Consider the following 12,413-nt stretch of genomic DNA (forward strand, 5'->3'; position numbering starts at 1 on the left):
TTATTTCTCCTCATACAATAATTCATACATTTTTTCTAACGATTGATCGGCATTAATATTGGCTGTAATTCCAAAAAGTGTTTCATCTAAATCAAATACACGATTGTTTTTCGTCGCTTTAAAATTTCGCCAAATCGTATTCGTTTTGAATTCTTCATCAAACATCGCCTTCACTTGATTCGGGAAACCATGTGATGCACGTAAAATAATATCCGGTTGTAGCTTAAACAAATGTTCCGTATTCGAAGCGATGAATTCCTCATCCGAATGCTTCGCTTTTACTACATTTTCACCACCAGCAAGTTCTACAAGATTTCCAAAGAATGAATGTTCCGTTGAAATCATATAACTACCTGGCACACCTAAAAGCACAAGAACTTTCGGCTTTTTCTTACCCTTTATTTTTTTGTTGATTTTCGCAATTTCCGCATCATAGCGTGCATTCAATTTCTTCGCTTCTTCTTTACGGTCGAAATCTTCACCCATTTGCGTAATCGAATTTTGCATCTTTTCAATGGAATTATAATTGTAGTAAGTCGCCTTCACTTTACTTCCGTTCAGCGCCTTCTCCATTTCTGGTTTAATCGACGTAACACTTAAAATATTGGTCGGTTGTAATGATTGTACGATTTCCATATTCGGCTTTTTCACTTGGCCAATTTGTGTCACATTTTTATATTTTGCTGGAATTTCTTTTGAAGTTGAAGGAATACCGGCAAGGTCAATATTTAATTGATCTGCAGTATCTACTAAAGCCATTGTTGTAGCGACAATTTTCGGTTCACCACTTTGTTTTTGTTCTTCACCTTTTGCACCACAGCCTGACAGTAGTAGAGCCGCTGCCGCGAATGTGAATAGAATCTTTTTCATATTCAATCCTCCTATGTATAAAGAGGACTCCCTTCACCATATGTGATAGGAAAGCCCTCTGTGGTCTTACTTAAAGACGATTTTAGTCGTGTACTTATGGTTGTACTTCATGCTTGGAATTACTACGTGAACTTTTGCATAAGAAGCTTTTTTCAAACTAGATACTGGGAACATCACCGTTCTCGTATTTTTTGTTTTGCTGACAACTTTTGCATTTACATATTTGCTTCCTTGTTTCACTTGGAAGCTCTTCCACCAGCTTGAATTTTTCAAAGTCATTTTAACATATGTTTTGTTTCCGACTTTAGAAATTGTTGCTGGTTTTTTCACGTATTGATCCATCATAGATTTTTTAGAGCTTTTGTTTTTATAAACTGTGAAAGACTTTTTTGATGTTTTCGCTTTGTTAGAAACTGTTGCGATTTTCTTCGTTGATACTTCTTTACCGAATTGAATGTAGTTCGTGTACTTCCCTTCATATTTAGGTGAAGTCGCTTTAATATGAACTGTTGATTTCACTAACTTCTTCGGTGAAGCGATTTGGAATTTTACAACGCGTGTGTTTTTTGCTTTGTTCGTAGAAACTGTTTTCACATCTGCTAATTTACCATTCACATCTGTTTTAAATGATTTCCACCAAGTTGCATTTTTGATTGTTACTGTCGCGTAGTATTTACCATCGCTCATTTTTACAACTGATGCTGGTTTTACCATGTAAGCATCTGTTGCTGAAGTACTTTTTTTATTTGTTTTTAAAACTTTGTAGTTATATTTTTTAGTAGAAACAACTGTTGGCGCTTTAACATATTTCGACGTTGGGTTGAAATAGTTCGTATGCTTACCAGCTAGTTTTTTGTTTTTCGTGTTTAAAGTGAAAGTAGTTTTCGTCATAGCTTTCGGTGACTTCACTTGGAATTTCACTGTTTTTGTGTTTTTCTTTTTGTCAGTCGCAACAGTTTTTGGTGTAACCATTTTACCGTTTACATCTGTTTTGAAAGATTTCCACATTGTCGCATTTTTAAGTTTTACAGTTGTGTAATACTTACCTGCTTTAGTTTTTTGAACCGTTAATGGTTTAACGATATAACCACTTGCTACAGAAGTAGATTTTTTGTTTTTAGCTTTTAATGCGTAATTGTATTTAGTCGTGCTGATGACTTTATTTGGATCAACAGGTTTTACAACTGGTGGTACAACTACAGGTGGTTTCGTTGTATCAACGATTTTATCGAAATCTAAGTACGTTACATACTTCCCTTCATATCCAGCCATTTTAATGTGGATATTTGCAGTAATTAACGCTTTTTCTTTCGGAAGTTCGAAGCGCACAACTTTCGTATCTGCAGCTTGATCTTCAGAAACTGTTTCAACATCTACTGACTTACCTTCAACAGTTGTTTTAAATGATTGCCAAATCGATGCTTGTTTAATTATTACTTCAGCATATTTTTTGCCATCTTTTTCAACGATTTTCGCTGGTGTCGTCATGAAATTCGCCATGTTTGAAATTTTGTTTTTCTCATCATTCCACACTTGGAAAGCTTGTTCTCCAACAACAGTATATGGTTTACCTTCTAATACTTTATTGAAATCAAAGTATGTTTTATAAGTAGATTCATATGCTCCAAATTTAATATGCGAAGCTGTTTCAATTAACTCATCTTTATTTGGCACTTCGATTTTCACAAGTCGCGTATTCGCTTCAGGATCTTCTGAAAGAACAGTCGCTTCAACCATCTCACCGTCTACCATCGATTTGAAACCTTGCCAAGCATTTGCTGATTTTAATGTAAGTAACGCATATGTTTTACCGTCCACTGTCATGAAATGAGCTGGCGTTTCAACTGAACGAGTAACACCTGTTGAAATAGCCGTTTTCTCATCATTCCACACTTGGAAAGCTTGCTCCGCTACAGCTTCAGTATTGAATTTCAAGTAAACTGTATGTTTCATAATTGCTGGCCCAGCTTGGATCGCAATATCTACTTTAATTGGTTTCGTAATATCATCTACGTCGAATTTTGCTACACGCGTATTTGCTTTTTCATCAACTGAAACAGTTTTTGTATCAACCATTTTACCGTCTACTTCAGTTTTGAATTCAGCCCATAACTTTTCATTCTTAATCATAACTGTCGCTTCAAATTTACCATCTTCTTTTTTAGCTAAGTTACCTACTAACGTCATATTACGTTCAGTACCTGAAAGACTTGTATACGTATCATCTTTATACACATTGTATGGTACCGGTGTTGTAATTACTTTAGCCGCTTCAGGTTGCGTTACTGTCGTATTCGCCTCCGCAGCCTTTACTGGTGTTGCTGTTGTTGAAAAAATAGATGTTGCCATCAGCGCTGCCGCTGTAGCTGACATGAAATATCCTTTAAGATTCATTATGAATTTCTTCCCTTCATTTGTTTTCTAATAGTCAAAACGATTACGAATAAAATAAGTGCTGAAATAATATAATAATAAATGTTCGTCGATTCTTTCTTAGGTTGTTCAATTTTCTCTCCTGCTACCTTTACTTCAGCAGGATCAGAAGAAGTTTTCTCCAATTTCTTTTCATTAAATTCAAATTGGATTTCATAACTATTATCGTAGAGGAAATCTTCTCCATCTACTTTTTCATTTATGTACACATCAACTGTGCCGGGTTGTTTATCTGACGTGGATTTAAGAGGGAATTGCACGACTCTCTCATCTTTTTTTTCATTAGATGAGATCGCCGTTTCTTTCTCCCCAGCAATTGTTAACTTCTTCGTCCAATTACTTTTGCCAATTGTCAGTTCTACGTATTGTTTATTGTCTTTTACAATGAGTTTTGCAGGTTTGTGAAAATAGTCATTCGCAATTGAAACACTCGTTTCACCAGCTTTTAACACTGTATAGTCAATCGTATACGTACCGTCATCAAGTTGCTTCGCTTGTACTGTCATAGATAGTCCAAAGACGATTGCAATCGAACAGAATAAGGCAATTGCTTTTTTAGCCAACATAACCCACTGCTTTAGTTGCATCACTTTCAACGATAATTTCGTAGTGATCGATTGAGTTACCTGTTACCATTTTTTGACCGTCTGGTGTCATTGCAGGTTTGCGGTGTGCTACGTGGAACTCACGAGATGCGAACCAGTTTTCGAAAGCTGCTTTATCTTCCCAGATTGTGTGAACTAATACTTCTTCATGACCTTTGATTTCTAATCTCTTCATAACTTTTAATGCAACAAATCCAGGCATATCTTCAATACCTTGACGAATTTTGAAACGCTCTAAAATATCGTCCCCGTAACCTTCTAAAACTGTGATTGTATTTGAAACCATATACATAATTAATTTCCTCCTTTTATTAAGTCTTCATCATTTTATTGATAATGATTATCAATGTCAATTTTGTTTTTTTGTGTTTTTCTACACTTTTTACGCAATAATCTATGGCGGTTATTAAATTTTGCTGACATAATACGGAAGGGCTCTATATTTAATCATGTTTTTTCGTAATATACTTACGAACCATGTACTATTGCCACCTACATTTTTTAAGAGCAAGTGACAATAATCCATGAAAATATATTTTTTATTATTTCGCGAACTTTTTTATTTGCTAAATCGTTTTATCATTACGGAATTATTATTGGTTTTATTTTTGCGAGAGCGAGTGACCACAATGGATGAAGATGGGACATTTTTTTCAATAAATGACATATTACATTATTTATTTTTAAATCATGATCTTGAGTTTGCCTATGAAAACTATATTTTTTATATCGCAAACGGCCTAAATGGCTTTGTATTATTGGACGTGCAGCACGATGGGGATTGCGTGGAAGTATCTGATTATTACAAACACCCGATTAAATTTATTCAATTTGCTAAAATTAATAACAAATCGATTAAAGATTTATTTATTGAAGAAAGTGACAAAATTACTATTTTAGGTATTTATTAAACAGCAAAACACTTCTAGTTTCTCAACTAGAAGTGTTTTTTTAAATTCAATCGCAAAAATCTAGTTTGCATAGCATAGCGATCTAATGATTATGGAATACTATCATGCATGAACTTCAATGATATTTGAAAAATGTTACAATATCCTTAATAGAGGCAAAAAGAATTAAATTTCCAATTAATAATAAGAAGCCGAGCAAACCCCAAAAACCGAGTACACCAAAGCCACCTAAAAAAGGATTTAAAAATGGTGCTGAAGGCGAAAAATTCCTGAATAAACTAGTAAAAGGTGATGGACATAAAACATATAAGACAACTAAAACTCTTGGTAAAAGAGTTGTCGATGTTTATATAAAAAAACGAACTCTATTCACGAATCTAAAGTTGGATATGCCTCAAAAACAAAATTTATCAAAAAACAAGTTGATAAAGATGCTTGACTAAAGAAAAATAAAATTGTAAAGGGAGTAAAATGGCATTTCTTTAAAAGCGCAAAAACCGGGAAAGTTGGAGCAAGTAAACCTCTACTTGATTACTTAAGAAAAAATAAAATCCCCTATACAATTTACAAATAAAATCATATTGAAGAAGGGAATTTACAATGAGTTATCCATATATGTTTCCACCATTTGAAATGAAAGATTTTGAAGATATGAATAAGAAAGAAGCGAAACAACATTTTGAATGGTATGTTTCCGAGATCCCGAATCGTATAGAAGTTTTGTCTGAATTAACAGATGGACAAGTGAACTTAGATTATTCTCCAGATTCTCTTATTCAACTTTTCACGTGGTTCCTATCAACCATTACCATTTACCAACTTTCTGACGAAGAGATTGAAGCTGAATTGGATGATTTACGTCAATATCCTGACTTTGTCTTTGAAGATGAAAAAGAGAAGTTACTTGCAAATCCAGTAGAATTAAAGACTGAAAACTATGCATTAGCGATGGACATTGCAATTTATTACGGTGAAACACTTATTAGAAATTATCCGCAAGTACATTGGACTTATTTTACTAAACCTAAGTCATATGCATTCTTAAATGAACCTATCATTCAGAGCATCGATAAAGAAAATTGGTTTGAAAGAAATCCTCGAAGACTACTCCAGGTTCTTATCCAAGATATAAAAACTAATGAAATAAACAATAAAACACTTCATGAAATGTTTTTAATGGATGTTTCCGAGATCTTGGAAGATTATGATGACTAATCTATAAAACATATATAAATTTAGTAATCCCCTTTAGCTTTTTGTCTAAAGGGGATTTATTTTATTTTATCAAGTACGTTGAATGAACATACACATACGTATTATTACTTTTAATCTTTGCCCAGCCATTTTTATCAATAGAAACTACTTGAACTGTATCCTTTTTCTTTAGTTGACCAAGTATCTTTCCACTATTCGATGCGGCCTTTCGAATGTTTAATTGATCTGCTGTAACTGTATAACGTATAGTTTTTTGTGATGTTGGTTTTGTCGGATTTTTAGAATCACTACCAATAAACCACTTTAAAGCTTTCGAGCCTGTAAGGATATTAAGATCTACACCACCATTGATTCCGGCAATTTTACCACGATCTGTATATTGGTGTAAATCACATTCGAATCTTGGTTTGATAACTGATTTCCCATCAGATGCATATCGTGGAATCCATTTAAAATCTGCTTTTGAGTAATCAAGATTAAAACTATCATGTAAGTGATGCGCAACGTAAATTCCTACTTTTTCAGATCCAAGTCTGCGCAATTCTGCGATAAATGCATTTGTGCCTGCACGCATATTATTCATTGTTTTTACTTCTACATCGGCAACGAAAAACAAAGGTTTATGACCATTTACCATTGATCGCTTATAAAAATCACGTGCTTCTACTTTCGCATCTTCTACTGACGTAAAACGACAAAATGCATATACACCGTACGGAATATCATTCTTCTCACAGCCTGTCGCATGCTTTGTATAAATTTGGTCAATTTCCCTTATTATCCCCTCATGTTTTAAGGCATACACGCTGCACAATGTCTCGAAGTTGGCTATGATCTAAAAACACTTTCTGCAAGACTAGATCATAGATCAATCCAGACGACTGCGGACACGTATTTACATGTAACAAAAAAAGTAGAAATCACCTCAATTCATAAGTTCGAAACTTACTTAAAAGAGATGAAATCTACTTAAAATTAAAACAACTTTTCGTTTTTCGTGGGGATTTTGTGGGGGAATTGAAAACCCTACACTTTTTAACCCCTTGTAACCATTGGTATCAACGGATTAACCGATTGAACCTTCCATTTCAAACTTGATTAGGCGGTTCATTTCTACAGCGTATTCCATTGGTAGTTCTTTTGTGAATGGTTCAATGAAGCCCATTACGATCATTTCTGTAGCTTCTTGCTCAGAAATACCACGGCTCATAAGGTAGAATAATTGTTCTTCAGATACTTTAGAAACTTTCGCTTCATGCTCTAAAGAGATTTGATCATTCATTACTTCATTGTATGGAATTGTATCAGAAGTTGATTCATTATCCATAATTAAAGTATCACATTCGATATTTGCACGAGCATTTGTCGCTTTTTTACCGAATTTAACGATTCCGCGGTAAGTTACGTTACCACCATGTTTAGAAATCGATTTAGATACGATTGTTGAAGATGTATTTGGTGCTAAATGAATCATTTTTGCACCAGTATCTTGGTTTTGGCCACGGCCAGCAATTGCGATTGATAAAGTCATACCACGAGCGCCTTCACCTTTAAGGATACAAGCTGGGTATTTCATTGTTAATTTAGAACCGATGTTACCATCAACCCACTCCATCGTACCGTTCTCTTCAACAACTGTACGTTTTGTAACTAAGTTATAAACGTTGTTCGCCCAGTTTTGAATTGTAGTGTAACGACATGAAGCGTTTTTCTTAACGATGATTTCTACTACTGCTGAGTGAAGTGAGCTTGTTGTATAAACAGGCGCTGTACAACCTTCAACATAGTGTACTGATGCATCGTCATCAACGATAATTAACGTACGTTCGAATTGACCCATGTTTTCAGAGTTAATACGGAAGTAAGCTTGTAATGGTGTATCCAGTTTTACGCCTTTTGGTACATAAATGAATGAACCACCCGACCATACTGCTGAGTTTAATGCTGAGAATTTGTTATCAGCTGGAGGAATTACTTTCGCGAAGTATTCACGGAATAAATCTTCGTTTTCTTTAAGTGCTGAGTCAGTATCTTTGAATACGACACCTAAATCTTCAAGTTCTTCCTTCATGTTGTGATATACAACTTCTGATTCGTATTGTGCAGAAACACCTGCAAGGTATTTTTGTTCTGCTTCTGGAATACCTAATTTATCAAAAGTAGCTTTGATTTCTTCAGGTACTTCATCCCAAGATTTTTGAGTTGCTTCAGAAGGTTTTACATAGTAAGTGATTTCATCAAAATCTAAACCAGATAAATCTCCACCCCATTGAGGCATTGGTTTTGAATAGAAAATATCTAAAGATTTCAGACGGAAGTCTAACATCCATTGTGGTTCTTGTTTCATTTGAGAAATTTCTTTTACGATTGCTGGTGTTAGTCCACGTTCAGTACGGAAAATTGATACGTCTTTATCATGGAAGCCAAATTCGTAATCGCCGATTTCAGGCATATTTTTAGCCATCATTTCTCCTCCATTCTACAGTTTGTATTCATTTACTCTTTCAAGTAAATTAGTTTTCTTTAATCCCTTTTTCCATTGCTTTCCAAGAAAGGGTTGCACATTTGATACGAGCTGGGAATTGAGCTACACCAGTTAGTGCAGCTACATCTCCTAAATCAAGATCTTCGTCAATTTCATGACCTAACATCATTTCAGAAAATACGTGAGCAAGCTCTACAGCTTCTTCCGTTGTTTTCCCTTTGATCATTTGAGTCATCATTGATGCTGAAGACATTGAGATTGAACATCCTTCACCCTCAAATTTTGCATCCGTTACAATGTTATCATCTACTTGTAAAGTAAGGTGAATACGGTCACCACAAGTAGGGTTATTCATATCGATTGCGACGTTTGAGTCTTCGATTTTACCTTTATTACGTGGTTTTTTATAGTGATCCATAATTACGGAACGATATAGTTGATCTAAGTTATTAGACATTTGCAAAATACTCCTTCGCGAAACGCACGCCTTCCGCTAGTTTGTCGATATCAGCTTCGTCGTTATAAACGTAGAAGCTAGCACGCGCAGTTGCAACACATTCTAACCATTTCATTAATGGTTGAGCACAGTGATGACCTGCACGAACAGCGATTCCACGACTATCTAATGCAGTCGCTAAATCATGTGGATGTACGTCATCAATGTTAAATGTAGCAAGACCTGTGCGAATTTCAGGATTCTGTGGTCCGTAGATTGTTAATCCTTCAATAGTAGAAAGATTTTCAAACGTGTATTTAGAAAGCTTATGCTCATGCGCAATAATTTCGTCCATACCGATTTCATTTAAGAAATCAATCGCAGCACCAAGACCGATTGCCCCTGCAATTACAGGAGTACCCGCTTCAAATTTAGCTGGTAGGTCAGCCCATGTAGAATCTTGAAGACCAACAAAGTTAATCATTTCCCCGCCGAATTCGACTGGTTCCATGTTTAGAAGATGCGCTTTTTTACCATATAATACACCAATGCCAGTTGGACCGCACATCTTATGTCCTGAGAACGCTAAGAAGTCGACATCCAAATCTTGTACATCTGTTTTCATATGGGGTACACTCTGTGCGCCATCGACTACCATTACTGCACCATGTTGGTGAGCAATTTCAGTGATTTCTTTCACAGGGTTAATTGTACCAAGAACATTGGAAGCCATCGTTACAGATACAATTTTCGTGCGATCTGTAATTGCTTTACGGACTTCATCTAATGATAAAGTGCCGTCAGCTTCCATTTCGATATATTTCAAAGTGGCATTAGTTGCTTTCGCCAGTTGTTGCCATGGAATCAAGTTAGAGTGATGTTCCATATATGTGATGACAATTTCATCACCTTCTGAAACATTTGCACGACCATAGCTTGATGCAACCATGTTTAAACCTGCTGTTGTACCACGAGTGAAAATAATTTCTTCCGTAGACTTGGCGTTAATGAATTGACGGACCTTTTCGCGAGCGCCTTCATATTCGTCAGTCGCACGATTCCCTAGTGTGTGAACACCACGGTGTACGTTTGAGTTTTCGAATTCATAATATTTCTTTAAAGATTCAATGACTTGAATAGGCTTTTGAGAAGTCGCCGCACTGTCTAAATAAACAAGTGGGTTGCCATTAATCTCTTGGTTTAAAATTGGAAAATAGCTACGAATGTCGTCTTTGATCATTATTTAACTTTCCTTTCGATTACCTCAACAAGTTGTTTGCGTACTCCTTCGATTGGAAGTTGGCTAACTACAGGCTCAAGGAATCCGTGGATTACTAAGCGTTCTGCGTTTGCACGAGAAATACCACGGCTCATTAGGTAGTAAATTTGTAATGGATCTACGCGACCTACTGATGCTGCGTGTCCTGCAGTTACATCATCTTCTTCAATAAGAAGAATTGGGTTCGCATCGCCACGAGCGTCTGGAGAAAGCATAAGAACGCGTGATTCTTGCTCAGCGTTTGCTTTAGTAGCGCCATGTTCGATTTTACCGATACCATTAAAGATTGCACGTGCAGAGTCTTTCATTACTGCATGTGTAAGGATTTGTCCGTCTGAAGATTTACCCCAGTTGCGAACTTCAGTAGTAAAGTTTTGGTTTTGTTTACCGCGACCGATTACAACTGTTTTAGCGTCAGCTGTTGAGCCATCGCCACGTAAGTGTGTTACGTTTTCAGAAACTGTATCGCCATCGTTCATTAAGCCAAGAGCCCAATCAAGAGAAGCGTCACGTTTTGTTTCACCACGACGGTTAATGTAAGAAGTGAAACCTTCTGCTAAAGTATCAACTGCGCCAAATGTTACTTTCGCGCCATCGTTTACGATTACTTCTTCAATGATGTTTACTTGACCTTTTGCAGCACCGATTGATAAGTAGTTTTCAACGTAAGTTACTTCTGAGAATTGATCTGCAACAAGTAATACGTGGTTGAATAATGAAGTATTTTCATCATCTGTATAGAATACAGCTTGGATTGGTTGCTCAACTTTTACTTCTTTAGGAACGTAAATGAAAAGTCCACCGTTTACTAATGCTGTGTGTAAAGCTGTTAATTTATGTTCATCAACTTCAACTGCTTCAGTCATGAAGTATTTTTGTACAAGGTCACTGTGTTCTTGAACAGCAGTGAAAAGATCCGTTACGATTACACCTTGTGCTTTTAATTCTTCAGAAACTTGTAAGTATGCAGCTGTGTTGTTGTGTTGTATGAATAAGTTTTGTTGATTTTCATCAACGATTGCTTGAACCTCTTGTGGAAGTTCAGTTAAAGAAGAAATTGCTTTACCTTCAACTTTGTGTTCTGGGAATTCAAAGAAGTTCCAAGAATCCACATTTGTTTTGTCAGGCTTAACCATTTCTAATGTTTCTACTTTTGCAAGAGCACGTTCACGAAGCTCAGTCAACCATTGTGGTTCATTGTGTGCTTCAGAGAAAGAGCGTACGTCTTGAGCGCTTACCGCTAATTTTGTTTCAACAGTCATGGCTTGCTCGTCCTCCTTCTTATGCTTCTTCAGTAATAGCGTCTGTGTCTTCGATACCTAATTCTTTTTTAATCCAGTCATAACCTTCTGCTTCTAGACGTTGCGCTAGTTCAGAACCACCAGATTTAACTACTTTACCTTGCATCATTACGTGTACGTGATCAGGTGTGATGTAGTTTAAAAGACGTTGGTAGTGAGTGATCATTAGGCAACCGAAACCTTCGCCGCGCATTTCGTTGATTCCTTTAGAAACAACTTTAAGAGCATCGATATCAAGACCAGAGTCAATCTCATCAAGAACTGCGAATTTAGGTTGGATCATCATTAATTGTAAAATTTCGTTACGTTTTTTCTCGCCACCTGAGAATCCTTCGTTTAAGTAACGTTGGCTCATTTCTTCAGGCATTTCTAGGAAGTCCATTTTCTTATCAAGTTCACGGATGAATTTCATAATTGAAATTTCATCGCCCTCTTCACGACGAGAGTTAATAGCAGAACGTAAGAAATCGGCATTTGTAACACCAGCAATTTCAGATGGGTATTGCATAGCAAGGAATAGACCAGCTTGAGCGCGTTCGTCTACTTCCATTTCAAGTACATCTTCACCGTCTAAAGTGATTGTACCAGAAGTTACTACATATTTAGGGTGACCCATAATAGCTGAAGCTAATGTAGATTTACCAGTACCGTTTGGCCCCATAATTGCATGGATTTCGTTTGTATTTAGTGTTAAGTTAACACCTTTTAAAATCTCCTTGTCTTCGATTGAGACATGTAGATCTTTAATTACTAAAGTTGACATTCAATTACCTCCGTTTAGTTGTAGGAAAGATTTTCTCTCCTAAATTATTATCATTCTAATCTTAACCCAAATAATAGTCATAAGCAACTCATTTGATACTCATTATCAATAGAGT

General features: G+C 36.0%; 12 protein-coding genes. 2 read left to right on the forward strand and 10 right to left on the reverse strand.

Going from position 1 to position 12,413, the window contains the following annotated elements; all coding sequences use genetic code 11:
- The 4 genes from isdE to DF281_RS01945 form a co-directional block, all read right to left on the reverse strand.
- Entirely contained in the window at positions 1-870 is an 870-nt protein-coding gene (gene isdE / locus DF281_RS01930; protein WP_109348552.1) for a heme ABC transporter substrate-binding protein IsdE, read from the reverse strand.
- Positions 871-936: 66 nt separating this feature from the next.
- Positions 937-3,264 carry an NEAT domain-containing protein gene (locus DF281_RS01935; RefSeq protein ID WP_109348553.1) on the reverse strand — a complete coding sequence of 776 codons (2,328 nt, stop codon included), beginning with the start codon at positions 3,262-3,264 and terminating at the stop codon, positions 937-939.
- Positions 3,264-3,869 (reverse strand): NEAT domain-containing protein, encoded by a 606-nt coding sequence (locus tag DF281_RS01940; RefSeq protein WP_166636049.1) that lies wholly within the window; start codon positions 3,867-3,869, stop codon positions 3,264-3,266. Before DF281_RS01940 ends, DF281_RS01935 begins: the two co-directional genes overlap by 1 nt.
- On the reverse strand, positions 3,859-4,200 hold the full coding sequence (locus DF281_RS01945; protein WP_109348555.1) for an antibiotic biosynthesis monooxygenase family protein: 342 nt from the start codon (positions 4,198-4,200) through the stop codon (positions 3,859-3,861). Before DF281_RS01945 ends, DF281_RS01940 begins: the two co-directional genes overlap by 11 nt.
- Positions 4,201-4,537: 337 nt before the next feature.
- Here DF281_RS01945 and DF281_RS01950 point away from each other — a divergent pair, with 337 nt between their 5' ends.
- Positions 4,538-4,819 carry a hypothetical protein gene (locus DF281_RS01950; protein ID WP_133538353.1) on the forward strand — a complete coding sequence of 94 codons (282 nt, stop codon included), beginning with the start codon at positions 4,538-4,540 and terminating at the stop codon, positions 4,817-4,819.
- 600 nt (positions 4,820-5,419) lie between these two features.
- On the forward strand, positions 5,420-6,034 hold the full coding sequence (locus DF281_RS01960) for a hypothetical protein (RefSeq protein WP_109348558.1): 615 nt from the start codon (positions 5,420-5,422) through the stop codon (positions 6,032-6,034).
- 61 nt (positions 6,035-6,095) lie between these two features.
- Here the strand turns inward: DF281_RS01960 and DF281_RS01965 are convergent, their stop codons facing one another.
- From DF281_RS01965 to sufC, 6 genes are all read right to left on the reverse strand, one after another.
- Positions 6,096-6,839, reverse strand: a complete 744-nt coding sequence (locus DF281_RS01965; RefSeq protein ID WP_146191507.1) for a GH25 family lysozyme — start codon at positions 6,837-6,839, stop codon at positions 6,096-6,098.
- Between the two features lie 261 nt (positions 6,840-7,100).
- Positions 7,101-8,498, reverse strand: a complete 1,398-nt coding sequence (gene sufB / locus DF281_RS01970) for a Fe-S cluster assembly protein SufB (RefSeq protein WP_109348560.1) — start codon at positions 8,496-8,498, stop codon at positions 7,101-7,103.
- Between the two features lie 49 nt (positions 8,499-8,547).
- Positions 8,548-8,976: a Fe-S cluster assembly sulfur transfer protein SufU gene (sufU, locus tag DF281_RS01975; protein ID WP_109348561.1), complete on the reverse strand. Its 429-nt coding sequence runs from the start codon at positions 8,974-8,976 to the stop codon at positions 8,548-8,550.
- Positions 8,969-10,195, reverse strand: coding sequence for a cysteine desulfurase (locus DF281_RS01980; RefSeq protein ID WP_109348562.1), 1,227 nt, complete (start codon positions 10,193-10,195; stop codon positions 8,969-8,971). The genes sufU and DF281_RS01980 overlap by 8 nt, the downstream gene beginning before the upstream one ends.
- Positions 10,195-11,496 carry a Fe-S cluster assembly protein SufD gene (sufD, locus tag DF281_RS01985; protein WP_109348563.1) on the reverse strand — a complete coding sequence of 434 codons (1,302 nt, stop codon included), beginning with the start codon at positions 11,494-11,496 and terminating at the stop codon, positions 10,195-10,197. The genes DF281_RS01980 and sufD overlap by 1 nt, the downstream gene beginning before the upstream one ends.
- A 19-nt stretch (positions 11,497-11,515) precedes the next feature.
- On the reverse strand, positions 11,516-12,298 hold the full coding sequence (gene sufC, locus DF281_RS01990) for a Fe-S cluster assembly ATPase SufC (protein ID WP_109348564.1): 783 nt from the start codon (positions 12,296-12,298) through the stop codon (positions 11,516-11,518).
- Between the last annotated feature and the right edge of the window lie 115 nt (positions 12,299-12,413).

The sequence above is a fragment of the Kurthia zopfii genome (genome assembly GCF_003143955.1).
Lineage (GTDB): Bacteria > Bacillota > Bacilli > Bacillales_A > Planococcaceae > Kurthia > Kurthia zopfii.